Here is a 20,574-nt window from a genome sequence, read left to right on the forward strand (position 1 = left end):
CTTTTAGTCCAAAGGATACCTATGAAAAAACTGTTGTGTGCTGTGTTGTTATCACCATTGTTATACAGCAATGCAGTGTTGGCCGATGATGCTAAGCAATTACGCGAAACCTTAAACGGCACGGAGTCCCTTAAGGCGGATTTTAAGCAAACCGTTACTGATGTGAATAAAAAAGTTATCCAAAGCGGGGCTGGCGTATTTGCACTTGCTCACCCTAATCAGTTTTATTGGCATTTAACGGCGCCCGATGAGTCTAAAATTGTCGCCGACGGTAAAGACTTATGGATCTACAACCCCTTTGCCGAGGAAGTTGTGATTATGGATTTTGCTGAAGCTATTAATGCATCGCCTATCGCTTTATTAGTTCACCGCGATGATGCCACTTGGTCGCAATATAGCGTGACCAAGAAGCAAGACTGTTATGAAATCAAACCTAAGTCGATGGACGCTGGTATTTCTGCGGTCAATGTGTGTTTTAACAAAGGCACACTGAATAAATTTAATGTACTCGATGATAAAGGCAATCTGAGCCAGTTTGACTTAAGCAATCAACACACTATTAGTTCTGCGGATAAAGCGCTGTTTAAGTTTGTGTTGCCAGATAACGTTGATGTTGATGACCAACGTGTTAAATCCCAATAGGTTAGCGAGTGAGTAGTTTATCGTTTAATTTTGCGCCCGATTTTCGTCCTTTGGCCGCGCGTATGCGCCCAAGGACGATAGCTGAGTACATAGGTCAAGCTCATTTGTTAGGTGAGGGCCAACCACTACGCCAAGCATTAGAAGCGGGCCGCGCCCATTCGATGATGTTATGGGGACCGCCGGGCACAGGTAAAACGACCCTTGCTGAACTTATCGCCCATTATTCTAATGCCCATGTCGAACGTATTTCGGCGGTCACGTCGGGTGTAAAAGATATTCGCGCCGCCATTGAGCAAGCGCAAGCGGTTGCTCAATCCCGTGGCCAACGTACCTTGTTATTTGTTGATGAAGTGCATCGCTTTAATAAGAGTCAACAGGACGCCTTTTTGCCCTTTATTGAAGATGGCACTGTGATTTTTATTGGGGCGACCACGGAAAATCCTTCATTTGAAATCAATAATGCCTTACTGTCGCGGGCACGCGTCTATCTTATCAAGCGCTTAAGCCAAGATGAGATAGTGCATATCATCACCCAAGCCTTAACGGATGCCGAGCGTGGTTTAGGGCAGCGTCAGTTAATTATGCCAAATGATGTGCTCAGTAAGCTGGCGCAGTTATGTGATGGCGATGCGCGCAAGGCGCTTAACCTGCTTGAATTGATGAGCGATATGGTGGCCGATGGTGGCAGTTTTACCACTGAAATGCTGGTTCAAGTCGCAGGCCATCAAGTGGCGGGGTTCGATAAAAATGGCGATCAGTTTTACGATTTGATTTCGGCGGTACATAAATCGATTCGCGGCTCGGCGCCAGACGCCGCACTCTATTGGTTTTGCCGCATTTTAGAAGGTGGCGGCGATCCGCTATATGTCGCCAGACGCTTATTAGCCATAGCCTCAGAAGATGTGGGCAACGCAGATCCTGCTGCCATGACCATTGCGCTCAATGCCTGGGATTGTTTTCACCGCGTAGGTCCTGCCGAAGGTGAGCGGGCGATTGCCCAAGCGATTGTGTATTTAGCCAGTGCGCCTAAAAGTAATGCAGTTTACACCGCCTTTAAAGCGGCGAGGGCGCTAGCGCGCGAAACCGGCCAAGAGGCCGTGCCTTATCATCTGCGTAATGCGCCAACCAAACTCATGGCGGAAATGGGTTTTGGCGCCGAGTATCGCTATGCCCACGATGAACCCAATGCCTATGCCAGCGGCGAGAATTATTTCCCCGAATCCTTACAAGCATCGCAATTTTATTTCCCGACTGAACGGGGATTTGAGAAGCGGATTAAGGACAAATTGGCGCAATTAGCGCAATTAGATCAAGCCAGTGGGAGAAAAAGGTATGAATAATCTCATACTTGTGGCCTTAGGTGGTTCCATTGGTGCGGTTTTTCGCTATCTTATTTCAATATTCATGATCCAAGTATTTGGCAGCAGTTTTCCTTTTGGTACACTGTTGGTCAATGTCCTTGGTTCATTTTTAATGGGCGTCATTTACGCACTGGGACAATTGAGTCATATCAGCCCAGAACTCAAAGCACTAATTGGTGTTGGCCTGTTAGGTGCTTTGACAACGTTTTCAACCTTCTCAAACGAAACTTTATTGCTGATGCAAGAAGGAGATTGGTTGAAGGCGGCTTTGAATGTGGTGTTGAACCTAAGTCTATGTTTGTTTATGGTTTACTTAGGTCAACAACTGGTTTTTTCTCGCATTTAACTATTAAGAATATATCACATGTTAGATCCTAAATTTTTGCGCAACGAATTAGCAGTGACCGCTGAGCGATTAGCTACCCGTGGTTTTATTTTAGATGTCGCTCATCTCACCCAATTAGAAGAAAAACGTAAGTCACTGCAAGTGGCAACGGAAGAGCTGCAAGCCTCGCGTAATGCTATTTCCAAGTCCATCGGACAAGCTAAATCCCGCGGCGAAGATGTGGATGCCATCATGGCGCAGGTAGGCGATTTAGGTGCGCAATTAGATGCGAAGAAAGTCGAGCTGGCCGCGGTACTTGAAGAAGTGAACGCGATTGCTATGTCGATGCCAAACCTGCCAGATGAGTCTGCGCCTATTGGTGCTGACGAGACTGAAAACGTCGAAATCCGTCGTTGGGGCACACCACGCAACTTCGATTTCCCCGTTAAAGATCATATCGATTTAGGTGAAGGCCTAAACGGTTTAGATTTTAAGAGCGCAGTGAAAATCACTGGCTCACGCTTTATCGTGATGAAAGGCCAAATTGCCCGTTTAAATCGTGCATTAGGGCAGTTCATGTTAGATCTACACACCACTGAGCATGGTTATACCGAAGCCTACGTGCCATTACTGGTTAACGAAGCAAGCTTATTGGGTACTGGCCAATTACCTAAGTTTGGTGAGGATTTATTCCACACAAAACCTGCGACCGAAGAAGGCCAAGGCTTAAGCCTTATTCCAACCGCAGAAGTGCCATTAACCAACTTAGTGCGTGATACCATCGTTGATGAAGATGAGTTACCCATTAAATTAACCGCACATACCGCGTGTTTCCGTAGTGAAGCAGGGTCTTACGGTAAAGATACCCGTGGCTTAATTCGTCAACATCAGTTTGATAAAGTGGAATTAGTACAGCTAGTTAAGCCAGAAGATTCAATGGCTGCACTCGAAGTGTTGACTGGCCATGCGGAAACGGTTTTACAACGTTTAGGCTTACCATATCGTACAGTGGTGCTTTGTACCGGTGATATGGGCTTTGGCTCAAGCAAGACCTACGATATTGAAGTGTGGTTACCTGGGCAAAACACTTACCGTGAGATCTCTTCATGCTCAAATATGAAGGATTTCCAAGCGCGCCGTATGCAAGCGCGTTACCGTGTTAAGGCTGATAACAAACCCGCATTATTACATACCTTAAATGGCTCTGGTCTTGCGGTAGGTCGTACCTTAGTTGCGATTTTGGAAAACTATCAAAATGCTGATGGTAGCGTGACAATCCCTGAGGCGCTGCGTCCATACATGGGCGGACTCACACAGATCGGTTAATTGACATAACACAATACCATGGATAAAGGTCAACGCTATCTTCGTTGGCTTTCCTATACTGCGGTCATCGCCATATTTTGCGCTGTGATGCTCGCAACCTTAGGTAAAGCTGTCTGGGTTGTGTTAGAAAACGTCAATTAGCACGACTCAATGTTAAGACTCAAAATGAAAAGGGATATCTGCAATAGATATCCCTTCTTTTTGATTTTATTACATGATTACTTTGAATATTGATACGCTGAATCAGCCTTCCACGTTCTAAAGCGCAGTTCTGCACCCTCGGGTAGATAAAACACCTTTGGTAGACGACTGTCATAACGCAGTGTTAATTCACTTGGGATCCTTAGAAATGCTTCTTTTTTGGCTAATTCAAAACAGGCCATCATAGTGCTTGGGCCTTCTGATATTTCATCGACCTGATAGTAGTTATAACCCCAACCTTCAACGGTGAGCTCTTTAAGCTGGCCATTGAGTCCATGTTTATTGCAATCAACAAGTTGAGTTTGGCCTATTTGGATCTCGACCATGTAGTCTGCTTCATTCTCAAGCTTAGGTAATGTCAAAATATGTTGAACCATGCCTTTCTTGGGGGCAGGGAACATTTTAACGGCTTCCCCTGGAGCATAATTATTGGTGTTCATACGAGAAACATTAATCATTGGGGCATTAAGTCCTGTTGGATGAGGCGGACTGACAGCACTGGCATTAAAAGAAAGCAACGTAAAGGCCAGTGGTACTACCGCAAGATAACGCAATTGAGTTAATTTCATACATTTCTCCTTAAGACTTAAAAAGAGGTTGCTAGGATAATGGAACAACCATTCTACGGTACCTATAAACGGCTTACTTGCAAGAAAGGGTTATTTATGCAGGAAAATTTAAGCCCATAACTCATTTTTCCTTAAGATCTTTATCTAGTATTCGGCTATAAAATCAATGAATTTTAGAGGGTTGAACTGTGTTTTTGAAAAATGGCGCATTCATAGAAAATTTTATAGTCTCGATGCTGTGGTTTGTTTGAGCTTAAAAACTGTTCAAAAAATAATACCACTTAGCAGACCGATAGCCATCAACTACTTACGATGTACTTAATCCGAACGTCATTTCATCCCCAATGTTAAATTTATTTAGATAATTAGAGGCTTATTTAATTAAATCAGCCTTTTGTGTGATCTTGTTCAAGAAGTACTCAGAGTTTTGGCGTAATACGAAAAAAGCGACTACGTTTATCTGTAGGGAAAAGTTTCTTCCGTAACAACATAATAGAAATAAAAGAGACAGTAAAAATGACAAGCATGGAGCGCAATCTTTTTTCTACCACCACCTTGACCTTTATTGTTGGAGCTATAGTCTTCTGCGGGCTCGTTTGGCTCTCCCATTGGTGGCTTGCCGGCTTATCTTTACTCTCATACTTTGGATTTGCTTGGGTGCTTCGGGCACAAATTCACAAATCGACTCATCTTTATCAATCTCGCCAACTCGCCTATGAAAAAGAGAAACGACATCATGTTGACCAACAAGTCGCCAAACTTGAGGCGATTATTTCCCGCTTAGTACCCGTATGGCAGGGACATATCGTCTCTGTCGACCAACAAATGAACCAAAGCGTAGCCAATATGACGGAGCGATTTAGTTCAATTATCAGCGAAATCGAAAAAGTCACTAGTAATTCAACTGGGATCGCAGATCAACTCCACTCTCCAGCTATAGAAGACGACAAAGCACTGCTAAAAGCATTATTTAATGACTTAAACCAGATGAATAGTGCCAAACTGCACCATTTAGAACAGTTAACCGCATTAGTTAACGATACCAAAGCACTTGATGGACTCGCAGCTGAAGTTAGAAAAATTGCCCAACAAACCAATTTATTAGCCTTAAATGCGGCAATTGAAGCCGCTAGAGCCGGAGAATCGGGTCGCGGCTTTGCCGTAGTGGCTGATGAAGTCAGAACCTTGTCCGCTCAATCAGGGCAGACAGGTGAACGGATCACTCAGCAGATCACTGAATTAAATCAACGAATGGCGGAACTATACCAGCTGACCGATGCAGCTACTTTACAGGAAAGCCAAGCGCTAGAAGGTGGCGAGTCCATTCTCATCCGTGTAATTGACCACCTCGAAAATCGTACTTTGCAAATGAAAGATGAGGGTATTCAAGCATTAGAGCTTGGTCGGCAAGTTAAAAGAGAAATTGAGCAAATATTAGTGGATTTTCAATTTCAAGATCGCTGCGACCAAATGTTAAGACAGCTTGTCGCCAGTATTGATGAACTTACAGAGCTAATCCGTGTTCAACAGCAAGCGAGGGAAGCCGGTTTACCTATTCCTGAAGGTGATGTGGATTCCTTGCTTGCCATGATGAAGCAAAGGTATGTGGCGACCGAACAGCATATTCACCATAGTTCAAAAAAAGATAGCCATTATCAACATGCAGAGAAAAGTTCTATTAACTTCTTTTAGTTCACGTTTATAAAACAAGGATGGCCACTGAGATGAAAAGAATACTCGTAGTTGATGACTCTGCCTCTATCCGACATGTCGTCAGTATTACGCTTAGGGGCGCAGGTTATGAGGTCATTGATGCCTGTGATGGTAAAGATGCACTGAGTAAACTCAATGGCGATAAAATTAATCTTATTATCAGTGACGTTAATATGCCAAATATGGATGGCATTAGCTTTTTAAAAGAAGTTAAAAAACATCCGCGTTATAAATTCACTCCAGTCATTATGCTCACCACCGAGGCGGGTCGGGATAAAATGGAAGAAGGTCGCATGGCGGGAGCTAAGGCATGGGTAGTCAAGCCTTTTCAACCACCCCAAATGCTTGATGCGGTAGCTAAACTTTGTTTACCGTAAAAGGATTTGTGTATGCCAATCAATATCGCGCTAAAAGATCTATCTATTAAGGTTAACTTAACCGAAGAGTTAACTATCTATAGTGTTATGGAATTTCGTGATGCACTAGTCGGTCATTTGCAACCGGGTGTAGACATCAGTGTTGATCTTTCTCAAGTGACAGAGATCGATACCGCAGGGCTTCAGTGGCTTCTGGCGCTTAAAGTATTGAATGAGGCACATCGAGTAGAATTTTGTCACCACAGCAAAGCGGTAATAGATGCCCTCGCACTTTCGGGTTTGTCTGGCACATTTGACGATACCATAGTGATATCCTCGGAGACTCGCCTATGACCGCTAATGACGTTCAAAAGTTATTTATGACCGAAGCGGAAGAACTACTGACAGAAATGGAAGATGCATTATTGTCATTAGAGGTCGACGCAGAAAGTACAGAATTAATAAATCAACTTTTTAGAGCAATGCACACGATAAAAGGTGCAGCGGGTATTTTTAATTATCGTGCCATCGTTGATTTTACTCATCCCATTGAAACGTCAATTGATAGGCTGCGCAAAAATGAATTGAAAATAGATAGTGCGCTTATAGCACTACTCCTTAAGTGTAAAGATCATACATGGGCGTTGGTCAATGCTGCGGTAGAGGAGGATGAGGCAGAGTTGAATACACTCTGCATTCAAAGTCAGTCAATTTTGGCCGAATTAGCGCAACATGAAAACCTTGAACCTTGTTACCCTCAGACTCTCGCCGCAGAGGCGATTACCCCTGAACGGATAGAAGGACATTATCTTGATACGGGCCATTGGCTTATATCACTGGATTTTAAAGCCGATGCACTACGTAATGGATTAGATCCATTAAGCTTTATTCGTTATTTGCATCAATTAGGTCAAGTGCTTGAAGTTATTTGTTTAAGCCACAAGTTGCCGCCATTCGAAGAATGTGACTTCGAAAGTTGCTTTTTACGCTATCGTATTATTTTTGCTGGAGATTGTACGAAAGAACAAATTGAGTCGGTATTTGAATTTGCCCAAGATGATTGCGATATACAGATTCTACCTTCACAAAAAATCTCCGAATCATTTCAAGCTCTGATTGAACAGCTGAATCCGTCTGAAAATCAGCGGCTAGGTGAAATTCTGCTATCGATCGGCGCCATCACTGAAAGAGAACTCTCTAAATCACTCGATTTACAGTCTGGCAAGAGTGAAGACTGCACGACTAAAAAACTGGGCGAAGTGCTAATTGCAAACTTACTTGTCGATAAACCTGTGGTTGAGCAAGCCCTTAAAAAACAAATACAAGCTCGAGAGCAGGCGCAAACTATTCGCGTCGATTCTAATCGTCTTGGCCAGTTAATTAATTTGGTTGGTGAGTTGGTGACGGCAAGTGCCGCGATGAAGGTGATGGTCGACCGTTACCAATTTCTCGATGCTAATGACCTAGTAGGATCGGTAGAACATCTGGTTCAAGAAATTAGAGAAAATGCCTTACAACTACGTATGGTGCAGATAGGCGAAACCTTTTCACGTTTCCGGCGAGTGGTACGCGATGTCAGCAATGAACTAGGTAAACAAATTGAGTTAACCATTCAAGGGGGAGAGTCTGAACTCGATAAAATCGTTGTTGAAAAGATTAATGACCCTTTAACCCACCTCGTTCGCAATGCCCTAGATCACGGTATTGAACTTCCAGAGGCTCGTCTCAAGGCCGGTAAATCCGCTGAGGGACATCTGATGTTAAATGCCTACCATGATTCTGGACATATCGTTATTGAAGTCACTGACGATGGTGCTGGACTTGACCCTGAACGCATTAGAAGAAAGGCTGAAGCATTGGGGTTAATTGATGTAAACCAGATGCTTAGCCATTCTGAAATTTTGAAATTAGCCTTTGAACCAGGCCTCAGTACTAAAGATAAAGCAAGTAATCTGTCAGGAAGAGGTGTTGGTATGGACGTAGTTAAACGCAATATTGAAGCGTTACGCGGCTCAGTTGAACTCGATAGCGAGCTGGGTAAAGGTACAAAAGTGACGATCACATTACCATTAACTCTTGCCATTATTGATGGTTTTATGGTCGGTGCTGCCAACGAAAACTATGTGATACCGCTGAATATGGTAGAAGAATGTGTCGAGCTCAATCGGGGCGAATGGCATGAGCAACAGAAGAATTACATCAGTTTGCGTGGGGAACTGATGCCTTTTATACGACTTAAAAGTTTTTTTAATATACCGAATTTAAATCAAAACCATACCCGTGAAAGCCTTGTTGTTGTTCGTTTTGGTCGAACTAAAGCAGGGATAGTTGTCGATAAATTATTTGGTGAACAGCAAACAGTGATTAAGCCCTTAGGGAAAATGTTTCAACATCTCAAGGGATTAAGCGGTGCCACTATTTTAGGAACGGGAGATATTGCCTTGATCCTTGATGTACAGGGTTTAATTACTGAAGCAAGTATTAGCGCCAAAAAATATCATCATGTAGCACTGATAGATGAATAGCCTATGTTGAAAAGGAATATTGACTATGTTTAAAAAACTGACGCTCAGCATGCAGATTTCTGGTGGTTATGCATTGGTGTTATTACTATTGATTGTGATTTCATTAGCCGCCTATGTCGGGCTAACGAAAGCCATTGACGGTTTTAATGATTACCGCTCGTTGGCGCGTGACTCTAATATGGCTGGTCGCATCCAAGCTAATATGCTTACAATTCAAATACAGGCCTATGATTATATCTTTCAGAAGAATGAATCGGCTTATAAAGTATTCAATGAACGTAATGTTATTCTTAATGACATCATTCAAAAAGCGATCACGGAGATTAACGAGCCTGAATTGAGTCAACAACTTTCAGATATTCGCAAAGATATTGTTGATTACAATAGTTACTTTGAATCTGTAGTAAAATTGATTAAATCTCGCAATGATGAAGTTACCAATGTGTTGGTTCCTAAAGGAACTGAAGTTGTAAAACTGATTTCTGACACTATGCATCAATCCTATAATAAAGGTCAGATTGATGTTGCTTATCGAGCAGGTTCTGTGCTCGAATCGATATTGGCTGCTCGTTTAGCAGCATCTAAATTCCTTGAAACAAATTTAGATGCCGATTTACAGCAGGCGCTGATGGCTATTGATTTAGCTAAGGGAGAGCGTCTTTCTGCCTTAAAAACTGTGGCAATAGATCTAGATGCACAATCAAAATTATTACAATTTACCAGCAGCATTGACAATTATGCGTCTTCGTTAAAGTCAGTTTATAGCACTATTAGCGAAAGAAACGATATTGTGCAAAATCAACTCGACCGTATCGGTGCTGATGTTGCGCGCCAAACTGAAGATATCAAATTAACCATCCAAAAAAGGCAAGATGCCCTTGGTCCTATTGTTAAAGCACAGAATGAGCAGACCCTTACCACTGTTATTAGTGTATCTATCGCCGCTATTTTGATCGGCATTTTCTTGGCATGGTTTTTAGTGAAGTTAATTAAAAAACCGTTGGGCGGAGAACCTCGTGATATGGAAACGATTGCGCGCGCAATCGCTAACGGAGACTTAACTGTAGAGCTAAAACAGCGTGAAAATGCGACGGGGGTTTATAAGGCGATGATTGATATGATTGATAGCCTTACTTCTGTGATTGCTCAGGTTCGAAGTGGTGCAGATAATTTGTCTAGTGCTTCTTCACAGGTCAGTAGTACCGCTCAAAGTCTAAGCCAAGGAGCAACAGAGCAGGCTGCTAGTGTCGAAGAGACGACCAGTGCCGTTGAAGAGTTAAATGCGTCTGTCCAGCAGAACTCCGAAAATGCAAGGGTTACCAATAATATGGCAACGGTAGCCGCTGAAGAAGCACGACAAGGTGGAATAGCGGTAGAACAAACCGTTGCCGCAATGAAACAGATTGCGGCGAAAATTAGCCTAATAGAAGACATTGCATATAAAACTAATCTATTAAGTCTCAATGCGGCCATTGAGGCGGCCCGTGCTGGTGAACATGGTAAAGGCTTTACCGTTGTCGCCTCCGAGGTTAGAAAATTAGCGGAAAACAGCAGCTTAACGGCACAAGAAATTAATAAACTAGCCAGCGAAAGTGTTGGTATTGCTGAAAATGCCGGCCGTTTGATCGCTAATATTGTGCCTAATATCCAAAAAACATCTGATTTGGTTCAGGAAATTAGTTCCTCCTCTGAGGAACAAGCCATTGGGATCAGCCAGATTAATGACTCTATGCTACAGCTTGATAAAGCCACACAGCAGAATGCATCTGCGTCAGAAGAGTTGGCCGCGACATCAGAGGAGTTAAACGGTCAGGCTAATCAACTACTTGACGCAGTAGAGTTTTTTAAACTTGCCATCAGTAGTGAAAGATCTCATCAAGGTAAATCAACTGTAATGGCGGCTTCTGGGCGTAAGACAGCCAAAGCTAAGCAACATGTTGAACGTACCGATTTCGAACGATTCTGATAGGGGCCTATCATGAATCAATTAGTGAATGAGATGAAGGCCAATTCAGTGGGAGATATTACCCAATATCTTACCTTTCAGTCAGGGAATGATACCTTTGCAATTGGTATTTTGGATGTAAAAGAGATCATTGAAATTGAAGGCATTACGCGGGTGCCTATGATGCCAGAATTTTTGTGCGGTATTATTAATTTACGAGGTAAGGTCGTCCCTGTTATTGATTTGTCCAAAAGGCTAGGGCGTCTAACAACGGTCATCTCAAAAAAAAGTTGTATTGTGTTGGTTGAAGTCAGTCACGAGGATGAGCAGCAAACCATTGGGATGTTAGTGGATGAAGTGAATGAAATTCTTGAAATTGATGATGAACATACACAGCCGCCACCGGATTTTGGTGCCGATCTCAGAGTTGACTTTATTCGCGCAATGGGGCGAGTTGGCGAACATTTTATGATATTACTTGATATCAATTATGTGCTGTCGGTGGCCGACATTAGTGCAATTAGCCAACTCAATTTTCATGCAGCTGATGCCACTGATGAAGCACTATGAAGTCCTCACCGTTGCCGCTTGAACATACCGCCTTAACGCAAAGGGAATTTGAACATATTCGGCAATTTTTGTATGAGGAGGCCGGTATATTCTTGAGCGACATTAAAAAATCATTGGTGGCTAGTCGATTATGTCGACGCCTAAAAGAAACCGGTTATGAAAATTATGGAGATTACTTTGAGTTCGTCAAAAAACACTCTGAAAATATTGAGTATCATCATTTTATTGATGCTTTGACGACCAATGAAACGTTCTTTTTTCGTGAAATAGAGCATTTTGAATTTGTTAAACACCTAATAAAAACACATCCACAAAAAAAAAGCTGGCAGGTATGGTCAGCAGCTTGTTCATCTGGAGAGGAGGCTTACAGCTTAGCCATGCTGTTGGCGGATCATTTAGGGATTGATGGTCACTGGCAAGTGCAGGGGTCTGATATTAGCCAGCGGGTGCTAGCGAAGGCTGAAATGGCACATTATCCCCTTGAACGTAATGACGCCATCGGCTTTGAGAGATTACAGAAGTATTGCTTAAAGGGGGTGGGTAAGCAAAACGGTACATTTTTAATTGACCAAAGCTTAAAGAGTAAAGTTAGCTTTTTTGCGATGAATCTGACTCAATCCTGTGAAAGTGTCGGAATGTGCGATTTAATCTTTATTCGTAATGTAATGATTTATTTTGATGCTGAGTCTAAGCAAAGGGTCATAAACCATGTAATAAAGCAGTTGAAAGTCGGTGGTTATTTGTTTATTTCACATACCGAATCCTTGATGCACGTAAAACATGGGTTAAAGCAGATTAAACCTTCTATCTATCAAAGGATTTGATGTGGAAAAGACAGCCTTAAATCAAAGAACAGTAATCATGATTGGCCCTGGTGAGCATTATGTGACGGCGAAAAACGAACTCATAAAGACATTATTGGGCTCATGTGTGGCAGTATGTTTATTTGATCCCAAGGCTCAGGTCATTGGAATGAATCACTTTTTATTAGCTGCTGATCGGCGCAAGCTTACACATTTTCTTGATTCTCGCGCAGGTTACTATGGTGTTCATGCCATGGAGATCTTAATCAATGCCATGCTAAAGTTAGGAGCACAGCGGCAAAATTTGCAGAGTAAAATATTTGGAGGCGCGAATGTTTTATCTTTGTGTGCTGACAATATCCTTAATCACTATGATATTGGCGGGATGAATATTGATTTTGTTAGACAGTTTCTACAACGTGAACGAATCCCTGTTATTAGTGAAGATCTTGGCGGCCATTCTGGTCGAATAATTTATTTCGATCCGTCGGATTATTCGGTGTATCGCAGTTTAATCGAGAATAAATATGAAGAAATTGCGTCACTTCAGGATGAAGAATACCGATATTTTAATCAAGCGAGTGAAGATATGCGTGCCTCTAATAACTCGGTGGTGATTTGGTCGGATTAACAAGACTTAAGGGGGCCTTGTGATTAATGTCGCCATAGTCGATGACTCAGCAGTTGTCAGACAAGTGCTCAGCAGCATGTTATCTAACCAGCCTGATATTACTTTATTAGGCTGTGCTCGGGATCCGTTGTTTGCGCTTAAATTATTTGAACAGCAATGGCCCGATGTCATTATTCTTGATATTGAAATGCCAAGAATGGATGGCATTACTTTCTTAAAAAAAGTGATGGCTGAAAGGCCAACCCCTGTCGTAATTTGCTCAACACTCACTGAGCAAGGTGCTTCAGTGACTATTGCTGCACTTGCCGCGGGAGCGGTTGATATCATTACTAAACCTAAATTAGGATTGAAGGGATTTTTGGAGGAATCACAAGCCCGTTTACTCCAGTCCGTGCGTGCTGCAGCTAAAGCCTCAGTATCAAAATTGCGTGTTAATACCCCAGCAAAAATGCCTGTCGCCGCGAAACATAACGCCGATGTAGTGTTAACATCAACAAACCATGCGCTACACCAAACGACGGATCGGGTTGTTGCACTCGGAACTTCAACGGGTGGAACCCATGCACTTGAGTGCGTGTTAACGGCATTGCCACGTACAAGTGCCGGTATTGTTGTTGTCCAACATATGCCAGAGCATTTTACGGCGGCCTTTGCTAGTAGGTTAAATAGTTTATGTGAAATGGAAGTGAAAGAAGCCGAAGATAACGATAGAGTGATGCCGGGTCTTGTGCTCATTGCTAACGGCGGCAAGCACATGCTGCTACAACGTAGTGGTGCTCAATATCGTGTTCAGCTTAAGGACGGACCGTTGGTCAGTCGGCATCGCCCCTCGGTTGATGTGTTGTTTCGTTCAGTCGCTAATGCTGCGGGTAAAAATGCCCTAGGCATAATTATGACTGGTATGGGGGACGATGGTGCTCGGGGTTTGCTAGATATGCATCATGCTGGAGCCACAACATTGGCACAGGATGAAGCCAGTTGTGTGGTTTATGGTATGCCAAAAGAGGCTGTTAAGCTCGGCGCAGTCAGTCGGCAGGTTGCTTTAAGCAATATTGCTGAGGAAATTATTGCGTTTACCAAAGAATAAAAAAGCCAGTGCGGACACTGGCTTTCTCTGACGAAAAAAGGCGGTTATACGCGCTTTTTAAATTCGCCAGTACGGGTATCGATTTCAATCTTGTCGCCAACTTTCACAAAGTCAGCCACGCTGATAGTGCCGCCACCAGTGATAGTTGCTGGCTTCATTACTTTACCTGAAGTATCGCCACGAGCTGATGGCTCAGTGTAGATCACTTCACGTACGATAGTGGTTGGCATTTCTACAGAAATTGCTTTGCCTTCGTAGAAAGTCACTTGGCAAGTTTCTTCCATACCGTCAACGATGTAAGCTGCTGCATCACCTAAGTTTTCAGCTTCTACGTCGTATTGGTTGTATTCTGCATCCATGAATACATACATAGGATCAGCAAAGTAAGAATAAGTACAATCCAGACGATCTAGGATAATATCGTCTAACTTATCTTCACCTTTAAAAGTGGTTTCAGTACCAGAGTTAAGCAGTAAGTTTTTCAGCTTTAACTTAACGATGGCAGCGTTACGGCCAGAACGAGTTGTTTCTGTTTTCTGTACAACCCATGGGCTGCCTTCAAACATGATCACGTTACCAGGACGGATTTCATGAGCAGTTTTCATTACACAATTTCCTATATGTCGATTTTCTATATCAGCGCAGCATCTTAGCTTTTTTTCACAAATTGGACTAGCCGAGTTGCAAGATCTGCAGCATTTATTGCGTCAATTGGCCATTCTTTAGCATGTTGTAAGAGTGGCAAACAGACTGGATTTAGGTTTTGCCAGTGAGTTTTCACGGCGGATTGCTCTCCTTGGTTAAATGCAACGTTCAATTTAGACCAAGTGTCAGCAATATCAGGGGGCAGATTATCGCAGTAAAGTCGAATAAAAGCTTCTAATTTTATTAGATGATAATCATCTTCTTGCGGATAAATATGCCAAATAAAAGGTTTTGCCGCCCATTGGGCCCGTAAGAAGCTATCTTCACCGCGGACAATATTAACGTCGCAGCTCCATAGTAGGCGGTCAAATCCCTGTTGATCGGTCATCGGCAAGATATGCAGGGTTAAATCCCCCAGTTTAATTTGCTGCCCAGGTATTAATTCCTCTATAGGGCAGGGCAATATGTGCTGCAAACTGTTTAAGCTGCGGCCTTTTGGGATAAGGACATGAATTTTTGCATCGCGTTTTGCTGTGGCTTGCCAGAGTTCACATAAGGCTGGGAGCGACTCGGTTTCATAACTAAAGACGCTATAGACAGTATCTTGCGCTTTAATATCCTTAAGACCAAGACGCTCAAATAATTGCAGCTTATTGGCGCTATCCTGTTGCCATGCATCGCGCTCTGCAAATAGCTCTCGCTCACAAATCAGTCCACCCGTCTTAGGTGTAAAGCCCGGGAAAAAGAAATACTTTCTAATGCCGCTGGCCTGCATCGAGGGTAAACCATGGCAGCCATCGACCCAATCTTCCGCGCTTAAATACTCTAAATTAAGCCATAAAGGCACAGATTTTGGTGTTTTAATATGCAGTTCAGCAAGTTGTTGCTTCACTACATCGGGTAATTCGCAGGCGAAGGCTTCAATTAACACTTCGCCTGGCTCATATACCAAAGGTAAGGGCGTAGTCCAATGAAGGATAGTCACACCATGAAAAATCTGGCAAGTGAGGTTAGGGTCAAGGGTCGGTAAAATATGCGAAAAACTGTTTAAGTCATCGACCCAAAGCTTAATTGGGATCTGATATTCATTGACTAACTGTTTGGCTAAACGCCAAGTAACGCCAATATCACCGTAGTTATCGACGACAGTACAGAAGATATCCCAGTGGGGATGTTGGGGAGCTACCATTGGAAATATCGCTTTCATTTACGTGGAGAACAAATGTAAAAAAAGCGGCATTGGGCCACTTTTTTTACACAGCTCACTCGATGAAACTAGGGTTAGTCTTCGAGTTCTGCTAAACACATTTCTTCGTAGATTTGTTTGACCCAAGCATCAACACGCTCTTCGGTCAGCTCTGGTTGACGGTCTTCGTCAATCCCTAAACCGATGAAGTGGTCATCATCGACTAAGCCTTTTGACGCTTCGAAGTTATAACCAGCCGTTGGCCAGTGACCGATGATGATACCGCCACGGGCTTGAACGATATCGCCAATCATGCCCATGGCATCGAGGAAATATTCCGCGTAGTCTTCTTGATCACCACAACCGAAAATAGCAACCAGTTTGTCTGTAAAATCAATCTGTTCTAACTCAGGAAAAAAGTCATCCCAGTCACACTGTGCTTCACCATAATACCAGGTTGGGATACCGAACAGCAGCAGGTCGTATTCTGCGATCTGTTCTTTGGTACTTTTGGCGATATCTTTCACCTCAACCATTTTCTTACCCAGTTTTTTCTGGATCATCTTGGCGACAGCTTCGGTGTTGCCTGTGTCGCTACCGAAAAAAAGACCTACAGTTGCCATTGTCTATCCTTTATGTCTAGTTCACTTATACGTTAATCTTGCTGCTATTGATTGCTCAGCATTCTATTTTTTGCTGAAGAATTAATTCGATTAACTGGCTTCGGCTGATGTTACTGGCCAACGCCCGCTCATTCAAGGCGTCATATAAATCTTGTGACACCTTTAACTCTATTCGCTTTAATCCTTTGGCTTTATCCCGCTGGATCTGGTTGCGTTTATTGACCTTAAGTTGCTGGCTACGGGACAAAGGATTGCTACGTGGGCGGCCCCGGCGCTTTTCATTGGCAAAAAGGTCAATGGTGGTTCTATCTGTTGCTTCTTTTGCCATGTTCTTATTGTTTAACCGATGCCCGAACCTTCCCAGGACATCTGGATAATACCTTTTGCAATAAACCCGGCGCAGCCGAGAAATAATACTAACCAAACAATAAATCGACCGAATTTCGGGACATTACCTTGTTTTAGCACATCGTGGATGGCCATGCCGATAAAGAAAAAAATCGCGGCAAAAAACAGGTTCAAGCCGAGGGTCTCAATTTGTTCCATATACTGAGATAACATACTTTCTTAGTCCTCTAGAGTGCTCTAAGGCTAAAAGAGGCGCGAATATATCACATCAACAAGGTGTCGGCTATATGATTTAGGTCGAGAATCATTGTCATTTACACCGTGTGTTTGTCAATAAATTCAGACACAATCCGGTTAAAAATGGAAGGTTTTTGCGCATGTAACCAATGGCCACACCCTTCTAATGTTTTTGCTTGGGCCTGCGGGAATTGCCGCAAAATCTCATCACGGTGCTCGGCTGCGACATAGTTTGAATCGCCGCCACGGATAAAAAGGCTCGGACCAGCAAACACTAATTGTGATTCATTGGGAAGGTTGTGCCAACCGATGATATTGGGGTAGCCGCTTTTTAAGCCTGTGAGATTCATTTTCCAACGAAAGCCTGTGTCGCTGCGCTGGAGGTTTTTGAGTAAAAATTGTGCTGTCGCATCATCAATGCCAGCAGCTAATAAATGAGCAAGGGCGAAGCGGCGGTCTGTATGGCCTACAAGCGGTAAACTCTCAAGCGCCGCAAAAACGGCATCATGGCGTGGTTGATAGGCAACAGGAGCAATATCAGCGGCCACTAAGCTGATGATACGATTTGGGTAAGCTAGTGCGGTCGCCATGGCAATTTTTCCGCCCATGGAATGGCCTACGATATGGACACGCTCAAGCTCGAGATCATCGAGTAAATCCACCATGGCCTTGGCTAAGTTTGGGTAATCCATTTGTTGCCAATGTTCACTTAAGCCGTGATTAGGCACATCAACGCGGATGACTTGATGATTGGCTTCGAGCGCTTGGCCTAATCCTTTAAGATTATCTAAATTGCCAAAAAGTCCATGGATAAGGAGGACTGCTTCCCCCTGACCTGTGGATACATAATTCATGGAATTGCCTGTGCTGTAGTGCCTCGTGTTGCGTGAATTGTGCCTTGTATGCTTTAAGTTTGACAAGTCTTGCGGTTGTTTCGGATGATATTTGTGCCGAACTTGCTGGCTTTTTCAGCGATTAACATACTTGTGCTAATTTGATGTGCGATTTCACGCATTTTTAGATTAATGATGCTTTATCAGATTGATAGAGATATATACACTGGGGTAACGATCGCACAGATCCTTTGCGAGGATCGTTTGTGGTGCATTTTTGCGGTTATGCCTATCGAATAACAAAGGATAATAAGGTTATGAAATACATCGAAGTGGATGAAGAGCTCTATCGTCATATTGCCAGCAAAACGGAACGTATTGGTGAGAGCGCCTCTGACATTCTCCGTCGATTACTCGGCCTGTCCGTCGATACGGTTGAGCAGGCGCAGCCACAGGCTATCAGCCAACCGAGCTTAGAGGCTGCAACGCCGGAACCACAATTTGTGCCACAAGTCGAAACCTTTGTCGCTGCAGCTGATTTTAATCAATTGGTGGATGAACATAAGTTAGAACAGCAAAAAGGTGCGGTGGGGCGATTCTTATTTTTGCTCGAGAGCTTGTATCAACTGAACAAAACGCAGTTTGCACAAATCTTACAGATCCAAGGGCGCGATCGTCTTTACTTTGCGCGTTCCCGTGAGGAGTTACTCAAGGCAAGTGCCACTGCAAATCCGAAGGAAATTGGTCAGACGGGTTTTTGGGTAACAACCAACAACAATACTGCGAAAAAGCGGGCCATTTTAGCTGAGGCACTGGTGCAATTTGGCTGCGATGCCCAAATCGCCAACGGCATTGCCGAACGCGTATAACGACTTATCGACGCCGCAATGATGCGGCGTTTCCATTTAATTAACCGATTTTCCAGTAGGAGAGGATCAGGTGGCAATACATCAACGGGCAGGGCAAATCGCGAGTCAGATGGATCTGGTGAATATTCCAAAGCTGATGAGCCATTATTACAGCATTAAACCTAATGTGGATGCTGCGGAGCAGCGTGTCACATTTGGCACTTCTGGGCACCGTGGAACGGCGTTTCAAGGCAGTTTTAACCAAGATCATATTTGGGCGATTACTCAAGCCGTGGTCGATTATCGGCAATCGGTGAATATCGAAGGGCCACTCTTTTTAGGTATTGATACCCACGCTTTATCTTATGCCGCCTATGTATCGGCGATTGAAGTGTTAGCCGCCAACAAAGTGACGGTTCATATCCAGCAAAATGATGGCTTTACGCCAACACCTGTGGTGTCCCACGCCATTATTTGCGCTAATCGCGCCGCGGCGCTGAGTGGTGCCGCCTTAAGCGATGGCCTCATTATTACGCCGTCCCATAATCCGCCGCAGGATGGTGGGATCAAATACAATCCGCCCCACGGTGGTCCTGCTGAAGGTAATATCACCGCATGGATTGAATCCCGTGCCAATGATTACCTGCGCGCTGCGCTCAAGGGTGTGAATAAGCTCGCTTATGCCGATGCGTTAGTCTCTGGTTATGTGCATGCCATCGATTTAATCACGCCCTATGTGACGGATTTAGAAAATGTCGTCGATATGCATGCCATTGCAAAGGCCAAACTTAAGTTGGGTGTCGATCCATTAGGTGGTTCGGGTATCCATTATTGGTCACCGATTGCCAAGCACTATGGCATCGATATCACCTTAGTAAATGATAAAGTCGACCCAAGTTTTAGCTTTATGTCACTGGATAAGGACGGCAAGATCCGCATGGATTGCTCATCGCCCTATGCAATGGCGGGGTTACTGGCCCATAAAGAGTCCTTCGATCTATGCGTGGGTAATGACCCTGACTACGACAGACATGGTATTGTGTGTCCGGGCACTGGGCTTATGGACCCCAACCACTATTTAGCGGTAGCGATTGATTATCTGTTAACCCATAGACCAGAGTGGAGTGATAGCTTAGCCATTGGTAAGACATTGGTATCAAGCGCACTTATCGACAAAATTTGTGCCTTTCACGGTAAAAAATTGCTCGAGGTGCCCGTTGGCTTTAAGTGGTTTGTCGATGGCTTAGCCGAGGCGACCATTGCCTTTGGTGGTGAGGAGAGTGCGGGCGCCGCCTTCCTGCGCCGTGATGGCACGACTTGGTGTACTGACAAGGACGGTTTTATTTTAGTGCTGCTCGCAGCCGAAATGCTTGCGGTCACAGGTAAAACGCCGGGACAACGTCATCAAGAGTTGGTCGCGCAATTTGGTCAAAGCTTCTACAAGCGTATCGACAGTCCGATTAGCCTTGAAAACAAAGCCAAATTTGCCAAGCTTAATGCCGAGACCTTGAATGCTACTATGTTGGCGGGTGAGAACATTGAGGCCGTATTGACCCATGCGCCGGGCAATAATGCTTCAATTGGTGGCATTAAAGTGACCACGGCGAATGGTTGGTTTGCTGCGCGGCCATCGGGAACTGAGGCGTTATTCAAGATTTACGGTGAGAGCTTTATCAGTGAGCAACATCTTGCCGATATCATTAAGGACGCACAAGCCCTGATTGATAAGGCCCTCAGCGCCTGATTTAGCGTTTACGCATTCTTTTTACCGATAAAAAAACGCACTCATAGAAATCCTAT

The 20,574-nt window shown here is 43.8% G+C and carries 22 protein-coding genes; 15 read left to right on the plus strand and 7 right to left on the minus strand.

Translation table 11 applies throughout. The features are described 5' to 3' along the window. Window positions 1–21: 21 nt before the first annotated feature. The 4 genes from lolA to serS are packed head-to-tail and all read left to right on the plus strand — an operon-like array spanning window position 22 to window position 3,654. A complete protein-coding gene (gene lolA, locus HG547_RS12640) occupies window positions 22–642 on the plus strand; it encodes an outer membrane lipoprotein chaperone LolA (protein ID WP_037427634.1) in 621 nt (206 codons plus the stop codon). Between the two features lie 8 nt (window positions 643–650). Beyond that, entirely contained in the window at window positions 651–1,982 is a 1,332-nt protein-coding gene (locus HG547_RS12645) for a replication-associated recombination protein A (protein ID WP_169548014.1), read from the plus strand. Next, complete coding sequence (crcB, locus tag HG547_RS12650) at window positions 1,975–2,349, plus strand: fluoride efflux transporter CrcB (RefSeq protein ID WP_037418443.1); 375 nt, start codon at window positions 1,975–1,977, stop codon at window positions 2,347–2,349. The genes HG547_RS12645 and crcB overlap by 8 nt, the downstream gene beginning before the upstream one ends. Before the next feature lie 18 nt (window positions 2,350–2,367). Beyond that, window positions 2,368–3,654 carry a serine--tRNA ligase gene (gene serS / locus HG547_RS12655; protein WP_055647642.1) on the plus strand — a complete coding sequence of 429 codons (1,287 nt, stop codon included), beginning with the start codon at window positions 2,368–2,370 and terminating at the stop codon, window positions 3,652–3,654. A 218-nt stretch (window positions 3,655–3,872) separates the two neighbouring features. Here the strand turns inward: serS and eco are convergent, their stop codons facing one another. Further along, window positions 3,873–4,424, minus strand: a complete 552-nt coding sequence (eco, locus tag HG547_RS12660) for a serine protease inhibitor ecotin (protein WP_169548015.1) — start codon at window positions 4,422–4,424, stop codon at window positions 3,873–3,875. A 516-nt stretch (window positions 4,425–4,940) separates the two neighbouring features. On the opposite strand from eco, the gene HG547_RS20935 reads away from it, so the two are divergent. From HG547_RS20935 to HG547_RS12705, 9 genes are read left to right on the plus strand one after another with little or no spacing between them, the layout of a single operon-like run. Further along, window positions 4,941–6,116 (plus strand): methyl-accepting chemotaxis protein, encoded by a 1,176-nt coding sequence (locus tag HG547_RS20935; protein ID WP_051714127.1) that lies wholly within the window; start codon window positions 4,941–4,943, stop codon window positions 6,114–6,116. Window positions 6,117–6,148: 32 nt separating this feature from the next. Further along, window positions 6,149–6,514 (plus strand): response regulator, encoded by a 366-nt coding sequence (locus HG547_RS12670; protein WP_169548016.1) that lies wholly within the window; start codon window positions 6,149–6,151, stop codon window positions 6,512–6,514. A gap of 12 nt (window positions 6,515–6,526) precedes the next feature. Further along, window positions 6,527–6,847 (plus strand): STAS domain-containing protein, encoded by a 321-nt coding sequence (locus HG547_RS12675; protein WP_037418461.1) that lies wholly within the window; start codon window positions 6,527–6,529, stop codon window positions 6,845–6,847. Continuing rightward, window positions 6,844–9,018 carry a chemotaxis protein CheA gene (locus HG547_RS12680; RefSeq protein WP_037429779.1) on the plus strand — a complete coding sequence of 725 codons (2,175 nt, stop codon included), beginning with the start codon at window positions 6,844–6,846 and terminating at the stop codon, window positions 9,016–9,018. The genes HG547_RS12675 and HG547_RS12680 overlap by 4 nt, the downstream gene beginning before the upstream one ends. Window positions 9,019–9,043: 25 nt before the next feature. Continuing rightward, window positions 9,044–10,984, plus strand: coding sequence for a methyl-accepting chemotaxis protein (locus HG547_RS12685; protein ID WP_169548017.1), 1,941 nt, complete (start codon window positions 9,044–9,046; stop codon window positions 10,982–10,984). A gap of 12 nt (window positions 10,985–10,996) precedes the next feature. Continuing rightward, entirely contained in the window at window positions 10,997–11,533 is a 537-nt protein-coding gene (locus tag HG547_RS12690; protein ID WP_037429777.1) for a chemotaxis protein CheW, read from the plus strand. Continuing rightward, window positions 11,530–12,357 (plus strand): protein-glutamate O-methyltransferase CheR, encoded by an 828-nt coding sequence (locus HG547_RS12695; protein WP_211164634.1) that lies wholly within the window; start codon window positions 11,530–11,532, stop codon window positions 12,355–12,357. The genes HG547_RS12690 and HG547_RS12695 overlap by 4 nt, the downstream gene beginning before the upstream one ends. A 1-nt stretch (window position 12,358) precedes the next feature. After that, a complete protein-coding gene (locus tag HG547_RS12700; RefSeq protein WP_169548018.1) occupies window positions 12,359–12,967 on the plus strand; it encodes a chemotaxis protein CheD in 609 nt (202 codons plus the stop codon). A gap of 19 nt (window positions 12,968–12,986) precedes the next feature. Further along, window positions 12,987–14,054 (plus strand): chemotaxis response regulator protein-glutamate methylesterase, encoded by a 1,068-nt coding sequence (locus HG547_RS12705; RefSeq protein WP_169548019.1) that lies wholly within the window; start codon window positions 12,987–12,989, stop codon window positions 14,052–14,054. A 44-nt stretch (window positions 14,055–14,098) separates the two neighbouring features. Here the strand turns inward: HG547_RS12705 and efp are convergent, their stop codons facing one another. From efp to HG547_RS12735, 6 genes are all read right to left on the minus strand, one after another. After that, window positions 14,099–14,659, minus strand: a complete 561-nt coding sequence (gene efp, locus HG547_RS12710) for an elongation factor P (RefSeq protein ID WP_037418480.1) — start codon at window positions 14,657–14,659, stop codon at window positions 14,099–14,101. A 44-nt stretch (window positions 14,660–14,703) separates the two neighbouring features. Then, window positions 14,704–15,888 carry an elongation factor P maturation arginine rhamnosyltransferase EarP gene (gene earP / locus HG547_RS12715; protein ID WP_169548020.1) on the minus strand — a complete coding sequence of 395 codons (1,185 nt, stop codon included), beginning with the start codon at window positions 15,886–15,888 and terminating at the stop codon, window positions 14,704–14,706. 92 nt (window positions 15,889–15,980) lie between these two features. Then, a complete protein-coding gene (gene fldA / locus HG547_RS12720; protein WP_023265275.1) occupies window positions 15,981–16,508 on the minus strand; it encodes a flavodoxin FldA in 528 nt (175 codons plus the stop codon). A 55-nt stretch (window positions 16,509–16,563) separates the two neighbouring features. Then, window positions 16,564–16,836, minus strand: a complete 273-nt coding sequence (gene ybfE, locus HG547_RS12725; RefSeq protein WP_011072323.1) for a LexA regulated protein — start codon at window positions 16,834–16,836, stop codon at window positions 16,564–16,566. Window positions 16,837–16,847: 11 nt separating this feature from the next. Then, entirely contained in the window at window positions 16,848–17,069 is a 222-nt protein-coding gene (locus HG547_RS12730; protein WP_011072324.1) for a DUF2788 domain-containing protein, read from the minus strand. Between the two features lie 101 nt (window positions 17,070–17,170). Next, window positions 17,171–17,947 (minus strand): alpha/beta fold hydrolase, encoded by a 777-nt coding sequence (locus HG547_RS12735; protein WP_169548021.1) that lies wholly within the window; start codon window positions 17,945–17,947, stop codon window positions 17,171–17,173. A 296-nt stretch (window positions 17,948–18,243) separates the two neighbouring features. Here HG547_RS12735 and seqA point away from each other — a divergent pair, with 296 nt between their 5' ends. Further along, window positions 18,244–18,795 carry a replication initiation negative regulator SeqA gene (gene seqA / locus HG547_RS12740; protein WP_169548022.1) on the plus strand — a complete coding sequence of 184 codons (552 nt, stop codon included), beginning with the start codon at window positions 18,244–18,246 and terminating at the stop codon, window positions 18,793–18,795. Between the two features lie 70 nt (window positions 18,796–18,865). Beyond that, window positions 18,866–20,518, plus strand: coding sequence for a phosphoglucomutase (alpha-D-glucose-1,6-bisphosphate-dependent) (gene pgm, locus HG547_RS12745; RefSeq protein ID WP_169548023.1), 1,653 nt, complete (start codon window positions 18,866–18,868; stop codon window positions 20,516–20,518). Window positions 20,519–20,574: the final 56 nt, after the last annotated feature.

This window comes from Shewanella sp. DNRA4, from assembly GCF_012843185.1.
In the GTDB taxonomy this organism is placed as follows: Bacteria; Pseudomonadota; Gammaproteobacteria; order Enterobacterales; family Shewanellaceae; genus Shewanella; species Shewanella xiamenensis.